Genomic DNA, 20,561 nt, shown 5'->3' with positions numbered 1-20,561 from the left:
TAAAAAAGGGCCCGCCAACCGGCAGGCCCTTGTATTTCGAGTAGTACGATGTGCTGATTGACTAAACTCATCCTTCATTCCATGACTGCGCTCACGTCTCCATTCATCCGCATGATCCTTCGCATCGTTTACCTGAATTTCACTATTTGAACTTCGACTTCAGCGCCAGCAGTTTCGCCTGGAAGTCGTTCAGCGGCGCTTCTTTCGCGGGTTTCTGCTCTTTGCGTTGTTCCCTGCGCTGTCCGCCGCCGCCGGTGGCGGGCTCGTTGGTTTTCATGGAGAGTGAAATGCGTTTGCGCGCGATGTCCACTTCCAGCACCGTTACCATCACCTTCTGGTTCAGTTTCACGGCTTCGTTGGGGTTGCTGATGAATTTGTTGGACAGGTGGGAGATGTGCACCAGGCCGTCCTGTTTCACCCCGATGTCGACGAAGGCGCCGAAGGCGGTGATGTTGGTCACCACGCCGGGCAGCGTCATGCCGGGTTTCACGTCTTCCATGCTCTTGATGCCTTCGGCATATTCGAAGATGGCGATCTCGTCGCGCGGGTCGCGGCTGGGTTTGGCCAGTTCCTTGAGAATGTCTTCGATGGTGAGCTGACCTACTTCTTCGCTGATGAATTCCTTGATATTGATCTGTTTGCGGAGGTCGTCCTTGCCGAGCAGTTCTTCGATGGAACATTGCTGTTTGGCGGCGATGGCCTCTACCAGCGGATAACGTTCGGGGTGTACGGCGGAGTTATCGAGCGGGTTGTCGCCGTTCTCGATACGGAGGAAGCCGGCGCATTGTTCGAATGCTTTTTCGCCGAGGCGGCTTACTTTTTTCAGTTCTTTCCTGTTTTTGAAAGCGCCGTTTTCCTTGCGGTATTTCACGATGTTTTCCGCGAGGGAAGGGCCGAGGCCGGAAACGTACGCCAGCAGGTGTTTGGAGGCGGTGTTCAGGTTCACGCCCACGTTGTTCACGCAGCTCACCACCACGCGGTCGAGGCTCTGTTTGAGGTGGCTCTGGTTCACGTCGTGCTGGTACTGGCCCACGCCGATGGCTTTCGGGTCGATCTTCACCAGTTCGGCCAGCGGGTCGATGAGGCGGCGGCCGATGGATACGGAGCCGCGCACGGTCACGTCCTCGTTGGGGAATTCCTCACGGGCCACTTCGGAAGCGGAATACACGGAGGCGCCGCTTTCGTTCACCATGAACACGTTCACCTTGCGCCCGAAGTCGATCTTTTTCACGAACTCTTCTGTTTCGCGGCCGGCGGTGCCGTTGCCTACGGCGATGGCCGCGGTCTCATATTTGTTCACCCAGTTGCGCAGCAGGTTTTCCGCGTCCTGGCTCTTGTAGTTCTTTTCAAGGGGGAAGATGACGTCGTGCGCGAGCATGTTGCCCTGTTCGTCGAGCGCCACGGTTTTACAGCCGGTACGGTATCCGGGGTCGATGGCGATCACGGCTTTGGGCCCGAGCGGTGCGGCCAGCAGCAGCTGGCGCAGGTTTTCGGCGAATACTTCGATGGCCTCGGTATCGGCGCGTTCTTTGGCGGTGGCCCTGAACTCGTTTTCGAGCGAGGGGCGCAGCAGGCGCTTGTAGGCATCCGCGGCGGCCTTGCTCACCTGTTCGGCGGCGGCGCCGTTGCCTTTTACGAATTGTTTGTGGATGATCTCCGAGGCATCTTCTTCCGCGGGAGCGATGTTGCCGAACAGGATGCCTTCCGATTCCGCGCGCAGGATGGCCAGTACGCGGTGGGAAGGAATGCTGTGCAGGGGCTCGTTGAAGTCGAAATAATCCTTGTACTTCACACCCTCGGCTTCTTTGCCTTCGATCACCTTGGAAGTGAACACGCCGGTATTGGTAAAGAGCTTGCGCAGTTTGTCGCGCAGCTCCGCATTTTCATTGATCCATTCCGCGATGATGTCGCGGGCGCCTTTGAGGGCTTCATCGCCGCTGGCCACCTGTTCGTTGATGAACGTTTCGGCGGCCGCCGCCACTTCGTTATTATCCTGCTCGAAGATCAGTCTGGCGAGGGGCTCCAGGCCTTTTTCGATGGCCACGGTAGCGCGGGTCTTACGCTTGGGTTTGTAGGGGAGGTACATGTCCTCCAGCTCCGCCAGCACCCAGCTGGCCTCCAGTTTCTCCAGCAGCTCAGGCGTCATTTTATCCTGCTCCGTGATGGTCTTGATAATGAAGGCACGGCGGTCGTCCACCTCCTGGTAACGTTTGGAGAGGTCTTCCACTTTACCGATCTGTACCTCGTCCAGGCTGCCGGTCTGCTCCTTGCGGTAACGGCTGATGAACGGTACGGTAGAGCCTTCGGCCAGTAAGCCCATGGTACTCTCAGCCTGCTTCATCGAAATGCCCAGCTCAGCAGAAATGAGCGCCACGTGTTTCGGATTCATATGCGTTTCTTTTGTGATTTTGCTAAGGCCGCAAAGCTAATTAAATTGGCTTTTCTGCCAAGAAAAAGAAATTAACACCAGCCCCCCGCTGCCGGGGGGAATCGGGGATATCCCGGATTTGCATTATTTTTCCGTTTCTTAGCACTGGAACTTTAATATTTAATGTTATGCAGCCCGAAAAAGCCTTTAGCCGGTTATTGCAGATTATGGACGATTTGCGGGAAAAATGCCCCTGGGACAGGAAGCAGACCCTTCAGTCGCTCCGCCAGCAAACCATCGAAGAATTGTATGAACTGACGGACGCGATCACCGAGGAAGACTATAAAAGCATCCGGGAAGAGCTGGGCGACCTGATGCTGCATATCGTGTTTTACGCCAAGATCGGCTCGGAGAAGCAGGCGTTCACCATCACCGACGTGCTCAACGGCATCTGCGAAAAACTCATCGCCCGCCACCCGCATATCTACGGCGATGTGAAAGTGGAGAACGAAGAAGACGTCAAACAGAACTGGGAGAAGCTGAAGCTGAAGGAAGGCAAGGAATCCGTGCTGAGCGGGGTGCCCGTGTCGCTGCCCGCCCTCGTGAAAGCGATGCGGCTGCAAACGAAAGCCAAAACCGTGGGGTTTGAGTGGGACGATACGGCCCAGGTGCTGGAAAAAGTGAAGGAAGAGACCCGCGAGCTGGAAGAGGCCGTGGCCAAGGGTGATCAAAACGAAATAGAGGCCGAATTCGGCGATCTGATGTTCGCCCTGGTCAATTACAGCCGTTTCCTGAAAGTGGACGCCGAAAACGCCCTCGAACGCACGAATAAGAAGTTCATCCGCCGCTTCAAGGCGATGGAAACACTGGCCGCCCAAAGCGGCAGAACGCTCGATGAAATGAGCCTCATGGAAATGGACGGCCTGTGGAACGAAATAAAAAAGGGCGAATAAAATATGCTCGACAGTAAGGAAATAAGATTGTTCATCCTCCGGAACGGTTACCTGCTCATCGTAGCGGCATGGCTGTTCACGTTCGCGTTCCTGTTCAACAATTACTGGAGTTATTATTCCTCGCCCCATGGCGTGCAGCGCAGCCTGGAAAGCGACATCCGTACCCGGGAGCAGTCTTTCCAGGAGCTCGCGACCGACACGGCGGCCGTCAGAACGCTGTTCAGCGGGCGGTACAGCGAGGCGTCGCTCAACGACATCTACCGCGAGAACTACTTCGTGTTCGCCTTCGATACGGTCGAGAACGGGCATAAAATGGTGTTCTGGAGCACCAATACCGTGCAGCCGCCCCTGCACGAAGAACTGCGGCCGGGCACCAGTTTCCGGAAACTGGCCAACGGTTATTACGTGGTGGTGGCGCATCCGTATTCCTCCGGCCGCTACCTCGTGGGGCTCATTCCCGTGAAGCAGGAGTACGCCATCAACAACGAATACCTGCCGGGGCATTTTTACGGCCGCCCCGCCATCGGCCGGGAATATACCATCAACAGCCGCCCGCCGGGCCTGCCGGTGCTCAATTCGGCCAATACCATCCTGTTTTACCTGCATTACGATCCGGCCAAATCCGAAGCCTCGCCCAGCCTTATGAGCGTGCTGCTGCTCACGCTGGGCTGCATCTGCGTATTCATTTTCATCAACCTGTTCGCCACCCTCATCGCCAAAAAATTATCGCCGGTAAAGGGGTTCGTTTTCCTGCTGGTCATCGTGCTTACTTTCCGGGTGCTGAGTTACCTGTACGCGTTCCCGATCGACCTGGGCACGCTCAACCTTTTCCAGCCCACGATTTACGCAAAGGACGATGTGTTCCGCTCGCTCGGCGACCTGATGCTGAACGTGCTGTTCACCTTCTGGCTCATCCTGTTTTTCCGCCAGCATGTGCGCACCATCCACCCGCCCGTGGTCCGCAAGAAATGGCAGAGCCGCTTCATCATCGGCGCGGCGGGCCTTGTGATGTTCATCGCCGGGCAGTTCCTGCTCGATCTTATCCGGAGCCTCGTGATCGACTCCAAGATCTCGTACGATGTAACGAACTTCTTCAGCCTGAACGAATACAGCGTGATCGGCAGCATGTGCCTCGGTTTCATCGCCATCAGCTTCCTGTTCTTCTCACAGATCGTCAATTACCTGCTCAACCAGCTCACCGATTTCCAGTACCGCTCCAAATACATCGCGCTGGCGGCCGTGGGCCTCGTATGGCTGGCCTTCCGCTTCAACCAGCCGGATTTCAGCGCTTCCGTGGTGCTCTTCTTCTGGCTGCTGGCCTACGTGGTGATCCTCGACCTGCTGGAGCTGCGCTTCAGCCAGGGATCGGCCTCGCTGCCGTTTATCATGTGGATGCTCATGATGACGGTGACCACCTCGGCCGTGCTCATTTATTACAATAACCAGAAAGAGCTCGATACCCGCCTCAACGTAGCGAGGAACCTCTCCAAACAGCGCGATCTCTACCTCGAAACGCTGCTGACGGATGTGGGCGACCGCCTCGCGAAAGACCCGGAAGTACGGCAGTTTTTCGTGCAGCCCACGCTCGAAAGCAAACGCGTGCTCGAAAGAACGCTGGAAGAAAAATATTTCTCGCGCTACCTCAACCGTTTCAACATCTCCTTCCATACGTTCGACGCGGAAGGCCGCCCGCTCTTTAACCGCTCGCTCGATACGCTGGAACAGTTCAACGCCCGCATCATGACCGGGAGCGAACTGCCGCATGTCATGGGCCGCGACCTGTATTACGACGAGCGCAGCTTCAACGATTACAGCTACATCGGCAAAAAGGAATTTACCGGCTATAACGATTTTGTATCGGGATACCTGTTTTATGAAGTGCGATCCGAACCGGAGATCGCGCAGCGCGACCGCCTTTACCCCGAACTGCTGATCGAAAGCGGCATGCAGGATGTGGATGCGGCGTACGCGGACCAGTATTCCACCGCCGTGTACGACAAGGGGGCGCTGGTGCTCAACCACAGCAGCTATCCTTTTAAAACCGTGCTGGCCCCGCGTGAAATACCGGCGGCCGACCTGGTGGTGGAGGAAGTGGACGGTTATTCGCTGTTGTATTACCGCGCGTCGAAAGACAAACTGGTGGTGGTCGCCAAACCCACGCGCAATTTCCTCGAGTTCATCACGCTGTTCGCCTACATGTTCTGCCTCTTTCTGCTGATCATCGGCCTGTACAGTCTTTTCGACCTGCTCATCAAGGCGCGCATGCGCATTTCCAACCTGCGCAACCTCGTCAAACTGAGCATCCGCAGCAAGGTGCAGGGCACCATCATATTCGCGGTCACCTTCGCGTTCCTGGCGCTGGGCCTCACCACGATCCTCTTTTTCATCGGCCGTTACCGCGTGGAGAACGCGGAGAAACTGAGCAATACCGTACACGGCATCGGCCGCGAAATCGAAAGCGCCTTCCACGTGCAGCGCGAGTTCGATGAAATGGAAATGATCTTCGATTCCATTTTCGTGAAAGACCTCTCGTCCGCCATCGGCGAAATCGCCACCGAGCACAACGTAGACATCAACGTGTACAACGTCAACGGCCTGCTGGAATTATCCGCGCAGCCGCTGATGATCGAAAAGGGGCTGCTTTCCGAAGTGATGAACCCGCTGGCCTATTACCAGCTCTCCCGGCTCGATAAGATACAGTACATCCAGGAAGAGCGCATCGGCGATATGAAATACATCAGCGGGTACATTCCCCTGCGCAACAAAGGCAACGTGTTCGCTTACCTCAACGTGCCGTATTTCGCGACGCAGACGGAGCTGAACCAGCAGATCTCCACCTTCCTGGTGGCGCTCATCACCATCAACGCGTTCATTTTCCTCATCGCGGGCCTGCTGGTGCTGCTGATCTCCAATACCATCACCAAATCGTTCTCGCTCATTACCGACAAGCTGCGCCATGTGAACCTGGGGCAGCATAACGAAGAGATCCTCTGGGATAAAGACGACGAGATCGGCCTGCTGGTGAAGGAATACAACAAGATGGTGCAGAAGCTGGAAGTGAGCGCGGCCATGCTGGCCAAAAGCGAAAGGGAAGGGGCCTGGCGCGAAATGGCACGGCAGGTGGCCCACGAGATCAAGAACCCCCTCACCCCCATGAAACTCAGCATCCAGTACCTGCAACGGGCCATCGCCAATGATTCGCCCGATGTGAAAGCCCTTTCCCGGAACGTGGCCAACACGCTGGTGGAGCAGATCGAGCACCTGTCCAACATCGCCTCCGATTTTGCGGCCTTTGCCTATATCAGCAAGGGGAACAATGAGGTGTTTTCCCTGGGGGAGGTGCTGCAGTCGGTCACCGCCCTGTACATGAGCAGCCCGGAGTGCCATATCTATTTCGGGCGGCAAGACAAACCCTACCCCATCGCCGCGGACAAGACGCAGATCAACCGCCTTTTCACCAACCTGCTGCAGAATGCCATCCAGGCCATCCCCGAGGGCCGGGAAGGGCATATTTCGATCAGTATGAAGGACGAAGACGGGCAGGTGACCGTGGAGGTTACCGATAATGGCACGGGCATTCCGCCCGAGGTGCGGCCGAAGATCTTTGTGCCCAACTTCACCACCAAATCGTCCGGCACCGGGCTGGGCCTCGCCATGTGTAAAAACATCGTGGAGCAGGCCGGCGGCGAAATCTGGTTTGAAACTTCCCCCGGTATCGGCACCACTTTCTTTGTGAGATTGCCGCTTGTAAAGTAATTTATTGATACATGTTTGCACCGATGGCAGGCTGATATAGCCTGCCATCGGTGTTTCAGGCCGGTCATCAGGCTTGGGCGTAAACCTTTTTACCGGATGCTCACCGTGCGCACTATGGTCTTTATTTGGGCTGAAACTGTTACTGGTATTGTTTTTCAGAAGGATGTCCCACAGATGTCCCACTGATAAGCCACTAATGTCCCACAGATGTTCCACTTCTTACAAGATGTGGGACATCTGTGGGGAAGCAGTGTTATAATTCCGTTGCAGCACTGCCTTACCACCCATAAAACGACAGTATGGCAGGCTGATGGGTACGGGTAAAAAAAACGGGCCGACCAAGAGGTCGGCCCGTTCGGGTATCTTCAGCGGGGGAGGTTTACCCTTCCTGTACCGCTACAAAGCTTTCTTTGATTTTGTCGAGGAGTTTGCTTTCGATCATCCGCTGCGCCAGCACGATCATGTTGGAGAAAGCGCGGGCCCCGGAGATGCCGTGGCCGATGATCACCGGTTCGGACACCCCGAGTACGGGCGTTCCGCCGTATTGCTCGAAGTCGAATTTATCCATGTACTCGTCTTTGATATTGCGGCGGACCATAATATCATGGAACGATTCCGCCATTTTGAGCACCACGTTGCCGGTGAAGCCCTCGCAAACGATCACGTCGGCGGTGTCTTTGAAGGCGTCGCGGCCTTCCACGTTACCGATGAAGTTGATCTGCCTGGATTCTTTCAGCAGGGGATAGGTGGCCTGTGCCAGCAGGTTGCCCTTGCCTTCTTCTTCCCCGATATTGAGCAGGCCCACTTTAGGGTTGGGAGTGCCCATCACGTACTGGGAATAAAGGGAGCCGAGCACGGCGAACTGCACCAGGTTTTCGGGTTTGCAGTCGGCGTTGATGCCAACGTCGAGCAAAAGGCCCGGGTTACCGTTTTCCCGTGGTAAAATGGTGGAAATGGTGGGGCGTTGTACCCCGTCGATGAGTTTAATGGAATAAATGGCGCCTACCATCATGGCCCCGGTGTTACCGGCGCTGATGAAAGCTCCAATCTTTTTGTTGTGCAGGAGATGAAAGCCGATAGCGATGGAAGAATGCGGCTTCTCTTTGAGCGCTTTGGTAGGGTGTTCATTCATCCCGATGAGCTGGGATGAATGAACAACTGAATATCTTGATTGGTCCAGTTGCGCATCGGCCAGTAAAGGTGTCAAGGCCTGCTCGTCACCAATTAAAACCAGATGCACATCTGTTGCAACACTGTCTAAAAATAATTTAACTCCTTTTACTGCTTCTGCGGGCGCGTAATCGCCACCCATCATATCAAGCCCGATTCTCATGAACTGTATTTTGTCTTATTCTCGGGTGTAAAATTAGTAAAAATTATTATTTAACGGCAGCTTGTTTTTCCAAAACAACTTTTCCTTTATAGAACAGTTTGTTCTCTACCCAATGAGCACGGTGTCTCAGGTGCACTTCGCCCGTAGCGCTGTCTGTGCTTAATGTTTCAGCAAAAGCCTTGTAGTGCGTTCTTCTTTTTGCTGATCTTTGCTGCGAATGTCTACGTTTAGGATTCGGCATCTTATTTAAATTTTAAATTGTACTTGTTCTTAAATTAATTGTCCCGGAACTTCTCCAACCCTTTCCAGATCGGATTAGTGGTGTCTTCGCCCTGTTTGTTCAATTTTTCCAGCATCTCGAGCACTTTCGGGTCGCAGCCGCTTTTGCCGTTGGCATCGTCCGGGTGGATCCTTTGCATCGGAATGCTCAGGTTGATGAATTCATAAACAAAATCTGCCACATTCAGGTGCGATTCCGTCCTGGAAATGTAGGTAATGTCCGGATCTTCATCCCCGCTCAGCTCGTCGGGATTCTCCACCAGCTTTACCACCTGGTTGAAATCGTCCCACAGCTGCATCTCGAACGGCTGTCCGCACCGGTCGCAGGTAACCGTCACCGTACCGCCCACCTCGAATTTTAACAGGAAAAGGTTATTTTTCTTGTCAAATTGTAACTTTACGGTGGCATTACAGTTCGAAAAATCCTGCTGGCCGTAGTTTTCAAAGAAACTATCCGTGATCTGGTATTGGAATGTATGCACTCCGGGCGTCAGACCTACAAAAGCTATGTCGAATTCGCGGAGTTGCTTCATATCAAAAACCTCACTTTTAGAGGGATGCAAAGGTAAACAAATATTTGCAAAAGCAAAAATTTCCTACTTTTGCTGATTCTCATCTGATTTTTATATATAAAAATTTATAAAAATGTCAGATATTTACAGATAGCCACTTAGCACAAAATAGATTACCTTCATACTCCAAAATAAATAAATTAGACCGCGATGCCTTATGAAGCCAAGCATTAGCGCAGCTGTTTCGACAGACGAGTTGGTGCCGGGCTCCATCCGACCCTTGAAAATCAATCAAATATGAACCTAACGGATGAAATCCTATAAAGCCCCCTATTCCGCAGATAATATGACACCCAAAGGAAGAATAGGACGGACGACGAAAAACACGCTGAAGTCACCTGCTGCCCCAACTGAAGGGTTGCCGCCTATCTTTGCCCTGCCTATTGCCGTTTATTTACAGAATACCAACGCCGGCGTGCTGGTTTCCGATGAACGTCACCGCTTCATCTGGGGAAACGACGTGTTCATGAGCTATTTCAACACCGGCCGTCCCTACAAAGGTAACCTCATCGACAAAACTTTCCGGGCCATGATCGACTATTGTGCGCCCTACCTGTCCGATCCGGCGGGTTTTGAGGTGAAAATGAAGGAGTTGCGTAAACGTAAAAAACCATTCTTCGGCTGGGAACTCACCTTTAAAACAGGCGAAATCCGGGAAGTGAGCTATATACCGGTGTTCGACGGCGCCACATTCGCCGGCAGCATCTGGCAGATCGTGGACGTGACCCGGCACCGCCTCTGGCAGGAGGAACTGCGCCGGACGGATGAAAAATACCGCACCATCCTCGACAATCTCAACGCCGGCCTCTGCGAAACGGACTTGGAAGGCAACATCGTGAAGGTTTACGAGAGTTTCTGCCGCCTGTCCGGCTACACGGAGGAAGAACTGCTCGGCCGCAACATCACCGATATATTCGTACCGGAGGAAAACCGGGAATATGCCCGCAACCTCCGCCGGTACCGGGTGGAGAAAAAGGTGGCCCTCCTCTATGATATGGAGATCGTGCTGAAAGACGGCACCCGCAAATGGGTGCTCGCCAGCTCGGGGAACATTTACGACCGCGACGGCGTGCCCGTCGGCGGGGTGGGGCTCCATATGGACATCACCCCCCAGAAAGCCCTGCAAAAGGAGCTGGAGGCGGCCAAACAGGCGGCGGAAGACGCCCAGCGCACCCAGAAGGAGTTCCTGGCCAATATGAGCCACGAAATCCGCACGCCCCTCAACGCCATCATCGGCATGGCTCACCTGCTCGATGAAACGGCCCTCAGCGACGAACAGAAAGAATACATCAAAATACTCAAACATTCCTCCGGCATCCTGCACGGCCTGATCACCGACATCCTCGACATTTCCAAGATCGAGGCCGGCAAACAGGAACTGCACCCCCGGGAGTTCGACCTGCGCGAGCTTATCCAGAGCATGCGCCACACCTTCCAGCTGAAACTGGGGCAAAAACCGGTCAAACTGACGGTGGAACTGGACAAACGCATCGATTCACTGCTGATTGGTGATGATATGATTTTGAACCAGATACTGATGAATTTGTTAGGAAATGCAGAGAAATTCACCAAAGAAGGCGAAATTGCCATCCGCGTGTACCTCGACAATATGCAGGGGAACACGCTCTGGCTCAAATTCCAGGTATGCGATACCGGCATAGGAATTGAAAAGGATAAACTGGAACTGGTATTCCAGAACTACAAGCAGGCGGAAAAAGACATCCGCGAACGGTACGGGGGCACGGGCCTCGGCCTGGCCATCGCCAAACAGCTGGTAGAACTGCAGGGCGGACAGATCAGCGTGGAAGAGGAAGGACCGGAATTCCGGACCTGTTTCAGCTTCAACCTGCCCTTCATCGACACCCGCAAGCCGCTTGCCGGCACGGCAGACCCGGACATGGAAAACAAGTATTCCCGGATCGACTTCGGTCAGTCGAGAGTACTGGTGGTGGAAGACAACCCGATGAACCTGAAGTACATCCTCAGCCTGCTCGAGAAATACAAAATAGATTACCAGCTGGCCACCAACGGTCCCGATGCGCTGTATTTCCTCGAATCGAGGCAGTACGACCTGGTGCTGATGGACATCCGGATACCGGGTATGGACGGGTTCGAGCTGGCCAGGAAGATCAGGGAAGATGAAAGCCGGCCCAATGTGGCCACACCGGTGATCGCCACTACGGCGGCGGCCATGCCGAGCACGGTGACGCTGGCGCGCAGCATCGGCATCACGGACATCCTTACCAAGCCCTATACGCCTGATCAGCTGTTGCAGGTATTGAACAAATACCTCAATGAAGACGAAACAGAAATTATTATGGAAGTGCAAAATATAAGTGGATACGAATTCCATCCTGCATTGGATGTGAGATACCTGAACACGCTGTATGAAAGCAATATCGGTTACGCGATCGACCTGTTCGAGATTTTTGTGATGACCATCCGGGAAGAAATGGCCAAACTGGAAGCCGTAGCCAAAGATAACGACTGGGAGAAGCTGAAGTTCCAGGTACATAAAATCAAACCTAACTTTTCGATGGTGGGCCTTACCTGGATAACCGCCAGGATGGAACAGCTGGAAGGCCATCTGCGCAAAGCGGATGAGCTGCATATGATTCCCGGTATGCTGCAGGAAATTTCCACCGAACTGAACAAACAGTTCCCCACTATTGAAAGCGAGCTGCAGAAAATGCAGGCATTTGTGAAAGGACAGGAGCAATAAGCCCGTCCCGTTTAATTTGTAACAGCGAGAATCTCTTTTACATCATTGTAGTAACTGCCGCCGAACAGGTTCAGGTGTACCAGCAGGGGGTACAGCTGGCATAGCCCTATGCGTTGCTGCCAGCCGCTCTCCAGCGGGCGGATGGCCTGGTAGGTGTAGTAGAAACGGGTATCGAATCCCCCGAACAGCCTCGTCATGGCGAGGTCCATTTCGCGATGGCCGTAATACACGGCGGGGTCGAAAATACAGGCCTTGCCGTTAGCCCCCACCAAAAAATTACCGCTCCACAGATCGCCGTGCAGCAATGCGGGCGGCTCGTCGGGGAACAGCTCCGGCAGGCGGCGGCACAGCGATTCCAGCTGCTTCAGCATGTCTTTGTCCATCCGGTGCCGGTCATACGCCATCTTCGCCAGCGGCGTCAGGCGGTTGAACGCATAAAACACCGGCCAGGTGCTGTAGGGTGTGTTGTATTGTTTGATGGAACCGATATAGTTGGCGGACTGCAGGCCGTAGAAAGGTTTGGTATGCTGGTGCAGCCGGGCCATGCCGGCCGCGAAGCTCTCCCAGAAATCGGGCGCGGCGCCGCCTTTTTCAACGAACTCCGTGACGAGGAACGCCCGGTGGCCGGCCGTGCCCGTGCAGAGGGGTTTCGGTACGAACAGCGCGGCGGCGTGGCGCAGCTCCTCCAGCCCGTCGTGCTCCCGCACGAACATATCGGGGTATTTGCGGGCATCGTTCATTTTCAGGAACCATTTGCCCTCGTTCGTGTCCAGCCGGAATGTTTCATTAATATCGCCTCCCTGTATCCGCTCAGCGCGATTAATCTGTATTTTCACCGATAATTGCGCGGACAGGGTTTCGCTCAATTCCCGTTTTATAATGTCATCTATCATGTTCCGTCAGGTTAAATTGGAAACAACCGACCCGGTTAAAAAACAACTAACAGGTATAGCCGTCAGCATACTGGCCATTCTGATCCTGAATGCGGTATTTGCAGCGGGAGGCTGGCTGGCTGACTTGTATTTTCATAGGTGGTACCATTTCATCAGTACAGTCTTAAGAAAATTACTGGGCAAGATACCCTTTAGTATCGGCGATGTAATATACAGCGTCTGGATAATAATCAGTGTAGTATTTTTATTAAGAATGTTGTACAGCCTGGTGCGCGGGCGATGGAGCGAACTGCTGCTGCTGTCCCTCAAAGGGGTGAAGTCCGTACTGGTACTTTATTTTATTTTCCTGCTGTTCTGGGGCGGCCATTACCGCCGCCATACCTATGTGAAGGAGATGGGTTTCGGGGTGGAAAAATACACCACCGCGGATCTGTACCTGCTGGCCGATACGCTGGTGCAGCTCACCAACCGCGATAAACTGGCGCTGCCGGCCCAACCGGATTCGTTACCCGGCATTACCTTCAAAACGGCGGCCGGCTGTTATGCCGATGCCGCCCGCACCTGGCCTTCGCTGACCTACACGCCGCCTTCGCTCAAACCGGCGCTGTTCGGGGAATACCTCAATTACATCGGCGTTACCGGCTACCTGAACCCCTTCACCAACGAGGCGCAGGTGAATACGACGGTGCCCGCTTTCCTGCAGCCTTTTACCACCTGCCATGAAATTGCCCACCAGCTGGGTTTTGCGCCGGAAGAAGATGCGAACTTCGTGGGGTATATTACCGCGAGCCGCTCTCCGGACCCGCGTTTCCGTTATGCCGCCAATTTTGAAATGCTTTCTTATACCATCCGCCAGCTGGCGCGCCGCAACGGTTACCTGGCCCGCCTGGTGTGGAGCCGCACGCTGCCGGCCATCCGGGAAGATACCCGCGCGGTGATCCTGTTCTACCGGGAATACGAGGGCCCGATGGACGATTATTCCGCCGTGCTGTACGACCAGTACCTGAAGGCCAACCGGCAGGAGCAGGGCATCCGCAGTTACAGTGAAGTGGTGGGCTGGCTTATGGCGTATTACAAACTTTAATTCATCATCAGCACGTTCACGCTGCGCTGCAGGATGTTAAAGGCGATCTCCGCCATGAGGTTCTCGCGGTCGAGGGTGGGATTGACTTCCGTGATTTCGAAGCAGCAGATTTTGCGGTGCTGCATGAATTTGGAGATGAGATCTTCCGCCTCCCTTTCCCGCAGGCCGTTGCTGACAGGGGTGCCGGTGCCGCGGGAGATGGATGCGTCGAGGCTGTCCACATCGAACGATACATAGATGTACTCACAGTCGCTCAGGTACCGGAATATGCTGCGGGCCACGCTTTCCGCGCCCTTGCGCCGCACTTCGCCGGTAGTGATCACCTTCATGCCGTGTTTCTTGATGAGGTGCTCCTCTTCCTTTTCGTAGTCGCGCAGGGAAATGAACACGATATCTTCCGGCAGTACCTTGGGAGCGATCTTGCCGATGTTCTTCAGGGCGTTCCACATCCGGACGGTGTTATCGTCCACCTCATGCACCATATGGTCTTTATTGTCTTCCGCGATGGACACTGCCAGCGGCATGCCGTGCATGTTGCCGGAAGGCGTGGTGTAAGGGGTGTGGAGGTCGGCGTGCGCGTCTATCCAGATGACGCCGAGTTTGGCTTTGGGCCGCGCTATTTTGAGACCGGCAATGGTGGCGCCGGCGGTGCTGTGGTCGCCGGACAGTACAACGGGGAACCAGTTGGCCTTGACGGTATCGCACACGGCTTTGCTCACTCTTTCGTACATGGTATAGGTGCCTTTGATGCGTTTGGCGTAAGGGCTTTCGATGGGCTCAAACAGCAGCCTGTTTTCCGTTTCTACCGATTCCGTAGGAAAGTGTACAAAGAAGTTGCTCATGAAATCGAGCGCCGCGATCTTGATCGCTTCCACGCCGAGGCTGGCCCCGCGGGTACCGGCCCCGATTTCGGACTTAACCTCAATGATCTTGATATTCTTCATATTGTTCTGGTGTTGTAACCAGCCGCACGGATAGGGCGCCGTACGGCGGTGTAGTCTTTTTAGTGGCCGAGTATGCTGCGGCTGATCACGATACGCTGCACTTCGGAGGTGCCTTCGTATATCTGCGTGATCTTGGCGTCGCGCATCAGTCTTTCCACGTGGTATTCCTTTACGTACCCATAACCGCCGTGCACCTGCACCGCTTCGGTGGTGACCCACATGGCGGTTTCGGACGCATACACCTTGGCCATGGAGCCGCTGAGCGTATAGTCGAGGTGGTTATCTTTCTCCCACGCCGCGCGCAGGCACAGCAGGCGGGATGCTTCGATGCGGGTGGCCATGTCGGCCAGCTTGAACTGTATGGCCTGGTGCTGGCTGATTTCCTTGCCGAAGGCCTTGCGCGTTTTGGAATATTTCAGCGCCAGTTCGTACGCGCCGCTGGCGATGCCGAGGGCCTGCGAGGCGATGCCGATGCGGCCGCCGCCCAGGGTTTTCATCGCGAACTTGAAACCGAAGCCGTCTTCGCCGATGCGGTTTTCCTTGGGCACTTTCACGTCCTGGAACATCACGCTGTGCGTATCGCTGCCGCGGATGCCGAGTTTATTTTCCTTCGCGCCGATGCTCACGCCCGGCGTGTTTTTTTCGATGATGAGGGCGTTGATGCCTTTGCTGCCTTTTTCGGGATGCGTTTGCACCATCACCAGGTACACGCTGGCGGAGTTGCCGTTGGTGATCCAGTTTTTGGTGCCGTTCACGAGGTAATGGTCGCCTTTGTCTTCCCCGATGGTGCGCTGCGACGTAGCGTCGGAGCCCGCTTCCGGCTCGCTCAGCAGAAAGGCGCCGATGATCTCGCCTTTGGCCAGCGGTACGAGGTATTTCTGTTTCTGTTCTTCATTGCCGAAGGCTTCGAGGCCCCAGCATACGAGCGAGTTGTTCACGCTCATCACCACAGACGCCGATGCGTCTATTTTTGAAATCTCTTCCATCGCCAGTACATAAGAAACCGTGTCCAGTCCGGCGCCACCATATTGAGGGTCTACCATCATGCCCATAAAGCCCAGTTCGCCCAGTTTTTTAATTTGTTCCGCGGGGAATTTCTGCTGTTCGTCCCTTTCAATCACGCCGGGGAGCAGTTCATTCACCGCAAAATCCCGTGCTGCCTTCTGAATCATCAGGTGTTCTTCCGTTAACTGAAAATGCATACGTATTTGGTTTTAAAAAAGATTGTTGGTGCTTACAAACCTATTTTAAAATGAGGATGTAAAAAAATGATTTGACATTATCAAGCATTTTCTGCCTATTGTTGAATATTTTGCATGAATGAGGCATTTAATATGTGTTAATTCACAAACACAGACTGCTCAGAAATGGGAAAAGTCTATTACTTTTGTAGGAATATGGCAGTGAATTTAGCGAACTACCGGCAGGTGCTTTCAACGATCGAACCATACCATGCCCGCCTGGTAGCCGTATCGAAAATCAAACCCGTACAGGATATACGGGCGCTGTACGATGCAGGCCAGCGCATATTCGGAGAGAACTACGTGCAGGAAATGGTGGACAAGGAAAACCAGCTGCCCAAAGACATCCAATGGCATTTCATCGGCCACCTGCAAAGCAACAAGGTTAAATACATCGCGCCGTTCGTGAGCATGATCCATGGGGTCGACAGCCTGAAGCTGCTCCAGGAGATCAATAAACAGGCTGCGAAGAACGGCCGCGTGATCGACTGCCTGCTGCAGGTGTTCATCGCCACCGAAGAAACGAAGTTCGGCCTTGACGAAGCGGAGCTGTACGGGGTGCTCGACGGTGCGAAGGAACTGCAGCATGTACGCATCGCCGGCCTGATGGGCATGGCCAGCAATACGGACGATGAAGCCCGCATCCGGGCGGAGTTCCGTACACTGAAAACACTGCACGCCGCCGTGGCGGAAAAGTATTTCGCCGGCAGCGGCACGTTTAAGGAATTATCCACCGGCATGAGCGGTGATTACCCGATAGCCCTCGAAGAAGGCAGTACGCTGGTGCGTATCGGCAGCCTGCTGTTCGGGGCAAGAAACTATGCTTAAACCACCGTACGCGGTGATCATAAAATAGCGCAGGATGAAGGGATGCCTTTCACCCGCGCAGGAAACTACGAATCACATGAAATCAGTATTCTTATTCGGTGCGGCGCTGGCCCTGGCGGCCTGCGGCGCACAACAACCCGGACATCTGACCGCCGGCAACTGGCAGGGCCACCTGCTGCGCGAAGACGGCGGCGATATCGTGTTCAACTTCGAAGTGCAGGACAGCGCCGGCAAAAAGACCATTCACATCCTCAACGCCGGCGAACGTTTGCTGGTGGATGATGTGCGGCAGGAGGGAGACTCCGTTTTCATCCGCATGCCTTTTTACGACTCCGAGTTCCGCACCGCGCTGCAACCCGACGGCAGCCTCGAAGGCCGCTGGATACGGCACCTGGCAGACAAAGATGTGAGCATCGCCTTTAAGGGATTGCCCGGCATCGCCGAACGTTTCCCCGCGAAGAACCCGCCGAAATTCAACATCACCGGCCGCTGGCCCACGCATTTCACCGCCCCCGGCAAGGCAGATTCCACTTTCGCCATCGGTGAGTTCGTGCAGGAAGGCAGCGCCGTGAAAGGCACGTTCCTCACCACCACCGGCGACTACCGTTACCTGCAAGGCGTGGTAGACGGCGATACGCTGAAGATCTCCACCTTCGACGGCTCGTTCGCCTATGTGTTCACCGCCAGAATCGAGAACGATTCCACCCTCGGCAACGGCGTGTTCCTGCAGGGCATCACCAACAGGCTGGCGTTCACCGCCCGGAAAGACAGCAGCGCCCGTTTGCAGGACGCTACCACCATTTCGACCGTCAGGGAAGCGAACGCCACGCTCGATTTCAGCTTCCCCGACCTCAACGGCAAGCCCGTGTCGATCAAAGACGAACGTTTCAAAAACAAAGCCGTGGTGATACAGATCTCCGGTTCCTGGTGCCCCAACTGCATGGATGAAACCAGGTACCTGAGCGAGTGGTATAAACAGAATAAAGACCGCGGCGCGGAGATCGTGATGCTCAGCTATGAGCGCACCACCGATTTTGAGAAATCAAAGAAGGCGCTCGAAAGTTTCACCAAACGGTTCGACATCGCGTATCCCATCCTGATCACCGGCGTAACACCGGCAGACCCGCAGAAAACGGAAAAAACGCTGCCGCAGATCACGGCCATCAAGGGCTTCCCCACCACCATTTACCTCGACAGGCAGGGCCGCGTGCGCAAGGTGCACACCGGGTTCAACGGGCCGGGTACGGGCGAGCATTATGAGGAATACAAACATGAGTTCAATGCGTTGATGGACGAGTTATTGAAGGAGAGTTAACAAGCGGCTTCGGTATAGTGAGGCGTGGAGATGCATACCGTGTATCTCCACGCCTTTTTTCATGCCTTTAACAGAAAAATTTCATGGCTGTAATCCTTTACCATGGCCGGTTTGAAAAATAGTTGAGACCCGCTTTTGCAACCTGCGAGGCGGGGTGTCGTGGTTTGATTTTTATACCGGGAGAAACTCTTAATATTGATGCTCCCGTTCGATATGCAAGGCATGAAACGCAGATGGTGGGCTTTTCAAAAACGTCCATGTTGAAGTATGGGGAATGGAAAAAAGAAACCATCCAGGTTTTCGGTTATCCTGGATGGTTTGTCCCGCATAACGGGCCTCTTGCAAAAACTGAAGGATCTTTTTGATTCGTTTCATTAAGATCCGGGCCTGGAGTATTGCACACTCCGGGCTTTTTATTTTAGAACTCGTTTTTCCACATCATGCTTTCTACGGGGCGAACCGTTCTGCCGTTGTATTTGGCGTTGCCTTTTTTGTTGTAGAAAGTTTCGATTTCTCCTTCCACGGCGAAGTAGATGAGTTGTCCGATCGGCATGCCCGCGTAGATTTTCACCGGCTGGGCGCAGGAGATCTCGAGCGTCCAGGTGTTGCAGAAACCCACGTCGCCTTTGCCTGCGGTGGCGTGGATGTCGATACCCAGGCGGCCCGTGCTCGATTTGCCTTCGAGGAAGGGCACATGGGCGTGCGTTTCGGTGTATTCCAGCGTTACGCCGAGGTAAAGGGTATTCGGCTGCAGCACGAAGCCCTCTTCCGGTATTTCGAAGTGTACGATTTCGTTGTGTTTGCGGGCATCCAGCACCCTGTCTGCATACGTGGCCAGGTGTTTGCCGAGGTGTACGTCGTAGGAGTTGGTCCCCAAATATTTGCGATCATAAGGGCTGATCACGATCGTGCCCTTTTCGATTTCCTCCAGTATCCGTTTATCCGACAGAATCATGATGTGTTTGTTTAGGTTAGGCCAGTTGGGTATTTCCCGTTAAATTCGCGTTTAATGCGGCGAATTTATGGCTTTAATACGTACAATTCAAATAGATCGGGATACGAAGCTCGGAGTGTGGAAAATTGGTGAAGAAGAAGCCTTTTTCAGGAAAACCGTTACGATAGAGCCCGAAGTGCACCATCCTCATAAACGGCTGCAGCATTTCGCCGGGCGTTACCTGCTGGTGGAGCTCTTCCCGGAGCTGCCGGTGAACGACATCCGCATCATGGACAGCCGCAAGCCCTATATCCCCGGTAATCCTTATTATTTTTCCATTTCCCATTGCGGCGACTATGCCGCCGCCATCGTGAGCCGCCGCGAGCATGTGGGCATCGACATCGAGCTGGTGCAGCCCAAGATCGGGCGGGTGGCGCACAAGTTCCTGGCGCTGCGGGAGGCCGAATTCATCTCCAGAACCCATAAACTGCCGCATCAGACCGTTTGCTGGAGCGCCAAGGAGGCGGTTTACAAATGGTACGGCATGGGCGGGCTGGATTTTAAGGCCAACATGCAGCTGCAGGCTTTCCCCTTTCAGAACGCCGGCATGATCACCTGCGACTTCCTGAAAGACGAGCGGATGGCCTGCCTGGATCTGCAGTATCTCATGGACGGGGAACTGTGCCTGGTGTGGGTGGTAGGGGAAAGGAAGGGGTAGGGGCGAGACCACTCTGATTAAGAATAATACCTTAAATTTGTATAAAAACCATACATATGGGTAAAGCTTTGGATCAGGAGATGTTTGAGCATTTTTCCCGTTTGGACGACACACAGAAAAAAAGTGTTATCCAGATGTTGAAAAGCTTTCTGAAGGGTGGGGAAATCACCCATTCCCGTCAAACACTGAAGGAATACAATGAAGAATTGGATGAAGCAATGGTGCGTGTAAAAGAGGGGAAATTCACCACTTTGGAAGACTTGGAAAAGGAGATGCGTTCATGGTGAAAGGCCCTGTGAAGGTAATAATCGCCGATAAAGCAAAGCGCGCCTTAAAGGACGCATATGAACATATTAAAAAAGATTCAGTTAAGAGTGCTGAAAAAGTAAGAGATAAATTGTTAGCTTCCATAAAGGCCCTTGCTATAAACCCGCATTTTTATCCCCCTGACAAATACCGACAGCAAAACGATGGTTCCTATCGTGCTTACGAACTTTTAAAGTATAGAATTACATATCATGTATCTGAAGATCAGGTTACTGTAATCCGGGTACGCCATACCAAAATGGACCCGTTGGTGTACTAATCCGCAGACTTCCCATGATTCCCCTTCCTTTTCTT

The 20,561-nt window shown here is 54.0% G+C and carries 17 protein-coding genes; 9 read left to right on the top strand and 8 right to left on the bottom strand.

Features of this window, described 5'->3' with window-relative positions:
- Positions 1-142 precede the first annotated feature (142 nt).
- Positions 143-2,389: a Tex family protein gene (locus tag EGT74_RS19015; RefSeq protein WP_123848149.1), complete on the bottom strand. Its 2,247-nt coding sequence runs from the start codon at positions 2,387-2,389 to the stop codon at positions 143-145.
- A gap of 167 nt (positions 2,390-2,556) precedes the next feature.
- On the opposite strand from EGT74_RS19015, the gene mazG reads away from it, so the two are divergent.
- Together mazG and EGT74_RS19005 are read left to right on the top strand one after the other, a co-directional pair.
- A complete protein-coding gene (gene mazG, locus EGT74_RS19010) occupies positions 2,557-3,321 on the top strand; it encodes a nucleoside triphosphate pyrophosphohydrolase (protein ID WP_123848148.1) in 765 nt (254 codons plus the stop codon).
- A 3-nt stretch (positions 3,322-3,324) separates the two neighbouring features.
- Positions 3,325-7,077 carry a sensor histidine kinase gene (locus EGT74_RS19005; protein WP_123848147.1) on the top strand — a complete coding sequence of 1,251 codons (3,753 nt, stop codon included), beginning with the start codon at positions 3,325-3,327 and terminating at the stop codon, positions 7,075-7,077.
- Between the two features lie 379 nt (positions 7,078-7,456).
- Here EGT74_RS19005 and plsX read toward each other — a convergent pair whose 3' ends face one another.
- Genes plsX through EGT74_RS18990 form a run of 3 tightly spaced genes read right to left on the bottom strand, consistent with a single transcriptional unit; the run spans position 7,457 to position 9,222 of the window.
- Positions 7,457-8,410: a phosphate acyltransferase PlsX gene (gene plsX, locus EGT74_RS19000; protein WP_123848146.1), complete on the bottom strand. Its 954-nt coding sequence runs from the start codon at positions 8,408-8,410 to the stop codon at positions 7,457-7,459.
- 46 nt (positions 8,411-8,456) lie between these two features.
- On the bottom strand, positions 8,457-8,651 hold the full coding sequence (rpmF, locus tag EGT74_RS18995) for a 50S ribosomal protein L32 (protein ID WP_119079258.1): 195 nt from the start codon (positions 8,649-8,651) through the stop codon (positions 8,457-8,459).
- A gap of 34 nt (positions 8,652-8,685) precedes the next feature.
- Entirely contained in the window at positions 8,686-9,222 is a 537-nt protein-coding gene (locus tag EGT74_RS18990; RefSeq protein ID WP_123848145.1) for a YceD family protein, read from the bottom strand.
- Between the two features lie 289 nt (positions 9,223-9,511).
- On the opposite strand from EGT74_RS18990, the gene EGT74_RS18985 reads away from it, so the two are divergent.
- Complete coding sequence (locus tag EGT74_RS18985; RefSeq protein ID WP_123848144.1) at positions 9,512-11,983, top strand: PAS domain-containing hybrid sensor histidine kinase/response regulator; 2,472 nt, start codon at positions 9,512-9,514, stop codon at positions 11,981-11,983.
- 11 nt (positions 11,984-11,994) lie between these two features.
- Here the strand turns inward: EGT74_RS18985 and EGT74_RS18980 are convergent, their stop codons facing one another.
- The gene (locus EGT74_RS18980; RefSeq protein WP_123848143.1) at positions 11,995-12,876 is read right to left on the bottom strand and encodes a fructosamine kinase family protein; all 882 of its coding nucleotides are present in this window, start codon (positions 12,874-12,876) and stop codon (positions 11,995-11,997) included.
- On the opposite strand from EGT74_RS18980, the gene EGT74_RS18975 reads away from it, so the two are divergent.
- Positions 12,863-13,960, top strand: coding sequence for a DUF3810 domain-containing protein (locus tag EGT74_RS18975; RefSeq protein WP_123848142.1), 1,098 nt, complete (start codon positions 12,863-12,865; stop codon positions 13,958-13,960). The two genes, EGT74_RS18980 and EGT74_RS18975, sit on opposite strands and share 14 nt — an antisense overlap.
- On the opposite strand, the gene EGT74_RS18970 is transcribed toward EGT74_RS18975, so the two are convergent.
- Positions 13,957-14,904: an arginase gene (locus tag EGT74_RS18970; RefSeq protein ID WP_123848141.1), complete on the bottom strand. Its 948-nt coding sequence runs from the start codon at positions 14,902-14,904 to the stop codon at positions 13,957-13,959. The genes EGT74_RS18975 and EGT74_RS18970 overlap by 4 nt on opposite strands.
- Before the next feature lie 59 nt (positions 14,905-14,963).
- Positions 14,964-16,106 (bottom strand): acyl-CoA dehydrogenase, encoded by a 1,143-nt coding sequence (locus EGT74_RS18965; protein WP_123848140.1) that lies wholly within the window; start codon positions 16,104-16,106, stop codon positions 14,964-14,966.
- Positions 16,107-16,301: 195 nt separating this feature from the next.
- Between EGT74_RS18965 and EGT74_RS18960 the strand changes: the two genes are divergently transcribed.
- Together EGT74_RS18960 and EGT74_RS18955 are read left to right on the top strand one after the other, a co-directional pair.
- Positions 16,302-16,973 (top strand): YggS family pyridoxal phosphate-dependent enzyme, encoded by a 672-nt coding sequence (locus EGT74_RS18960; protein WP_123848139.1) that lies wholly within the window; start codon positions 16,302-16,304, stop codon positions 16,971-16,973.
- Positions 16,974-17,049: 76 nt separating this feature from the next.
- Entirely contained in the window at positions 17,050-18,288 is a 1,239-nt protein-coding gene (locus EGT74_RS18955; RefSeq protein ID WP_246008251.1) for a peroxiredoxin family protein, read from the top strand.
- 418 nt (positions 18,289-18,706) lie between these two features.
- Here EGT74_RS18955 and dcd read toward each other — a convergent pair whose 3' ends face one another.
- Positions 18,707-19,243: a dCTP deaminase gene (gene dcd, locus EGT74_RS18950; protein WP_123848137.1), complete on the bottom strand. Its 537-nt coding sequence runs from the start codon at positions 19,241-19,243 to the stop codon at positions 18,707-18,709.
- 115 nt (positions 19,244-19,358) lie between these two features.
- Between dcd and EGT74_RS18945 the strand changes: the two genes are divergently transcribed.
- Genes EGT74_RS18945 through EGT74_RS27390 form a run of 3 tightly spaced genes read left to right on the top strand, consistent with a single transcriptional unit; the run spans position 19,359 to position 20,526 of the window.
- A complete protein-coding gene (locus EGT74_RS18945) occupies positions 19,359-19,940 on the top strand; it encodes a 4'-phosphopantetheinyl transferase family protein (RefSeq protein WP_158618222.1) in 582 nt (193 codons plus the stop codon).
- Positions 19,941-19,996: 56 nt separating this feature from the next.
- Positions 19,997-20,227 (top strand): hypothetical protein, encoded by a 231-nt coding sequence (locus EGT74_RS18940; protein WP_123848135.1) that lies wholly within the window; start codon positions 19,997-19,999, stop codon positions 20,225-20,227.
- Positions 20,221-20,526 carry a type II toxin-antitoxin system RelE/ParE family toxin gene (locus tag EGT74_RS27390; RefSeq protein ID WP_123848134.1) on the top strand — a complete coding sequence of 102 codons (306 nt, stop codon included), beginning with the start codon at positions 20,221-20,223 and terminating at the stop codon, positions 20,524-20,526. Before EGT74_RS18940 ends, EGT74_RS27390 begins: the two co-directional genes overlap by 7 nt.
- Positions 20,527-20,561 lie beyond the last annotated feature (35 nt).

The sequence above is a fragment of the Chitinophaga lutea genome (assembly GCF_003813775.1).
Taxonomy (GTDB): Bacteria; Bacteroidota; Bacteroidia; order Chitinophagales; family Chitinophagaceae; genus Chitinophaga; species Chitinophaga lutea.
This window is presented reverse-complemented; position numbering and strand designations above follow the sequence as displayed.

What these genes read in the sequence shown, in the direction of transcription:
- EGT74_RS19005 (WP_123848147.1), top strand. Translation starts at nt 3,325, where the DNA reads ATGCTCGACAGTAAGGAAATAAGATTGTTCATCCTCCGGAACGGTTAC.
- mazG (WP_123848148.1), top strand. Translation starts at nt 2,557, where the DNA reads ATGCAGCCCGAAAAAGCCTTTAGCCGGTTATTGCAGATTATGGACGAT.
- EGT74_RS18955 (WP_246008251.1), top strand. Translation starts at nt 17,050, where the DNA reads ATGAAATCAGTATTCTTATTCGGTGCGGCGCTGGCCCTGGCGGCCTGC.
- EGT74_RS18960 (WP_123848139.1), top strand. Translation starts at nt 16,302, where the DNA reads ATGGCAGTGAATTTAGCGAACTACCGGCAGGTGCTTTCAACGATCGAA.
- EGT74_RS19015 (WP_123848149.1), bottom strand. Translation starts at nt 2,389, where the DNA reads ATGAATCCGAAACACGTGGCGCTCATTTCTGCTGAGCTGGGCATTTCG.
- dcd (WP_123848137.1), bottom strand. Translation starts at nt 19,243, where the DNA reads ATGATTCTGTCGGATAAACGGATACTGGAGGAAATCGAAAAGGGCACG.
- EGT74_RS18985 (WP_123848144.1), top strand. Translation starts at nt 9,512, where the DNA reads ATGAAATCCTATAAAGCCCCCTATTCCGCAGATAATATGACACCCAAA.
- EGT74_RS18990 (WP_123848145.1), bottom strand. Translation starts at nt 9,222, where the DNA reads ATGAAGCAACTCCGCGAATTCGACATAGCTTTTGTAGGTCTGACGCCC.
- plsX (WP_123848146.1), bottom strand. Translation starts at nt 8,410, where the DNA reads ATGAGAATCGGGCTTGATATGATGGGTGGCGATTACGCGCCCGCAGAA.
- EGT74_RS18980 (WP_123848143.1), bottom strand. Translation starts at nt 12,876, where the DNA reads ATGATAGATGACATTATAAAACGGGAATTGAGCGAAACCCTGTCCGCG.
- EGT74_RS18970 (WP_123848141.1), bottom strand. Translation starts at nt 14,904, where the DNA reads ATGAAGAATATCAAGATCATTGAGGTTAAGTCCGAAATCGGGGCCGGT.
- EGT74_RS27390 (WP_123848134.1), top strand. Translation starts at nt 20,221, where the DNA reads ATGGTGAAAGGCCCTGTGAAGGTAATAATCGCCGATAAAGCAAAGCGC.
- rpmF (WP_119079258.1), bottom strand. Translation starts at nt 8,651, where the DNA reads ATGCCGAATCCTAAACGTAGACATTCGCAGCAAAGATCAGCAAAAAGA.
- EGT74_RS18965 (WP_123848140.1), bottom strand. Translation starts at nt 16,106, where the DNA reads ATGCATTTTCAGTTAACGGAAGAACACCTGATGATTCAGAAGGCAGCA.
- EGT74_RS18940 (WP_123848135.1), top strand. Translation starts at nt 19,997, where the DNA reads ATGGGTAAAGCTTTGGATCAGGAGATGTTTGAGCATTTTTCCCGTTTG.
- EGT74_RS18975 (WP_123848142.1), top strand. Translation starts at nt 12,863, where the DNA reads ATGTCATCTATCATGTTCCGTCAGGTTAAATTGGAAACAACCGACCCG.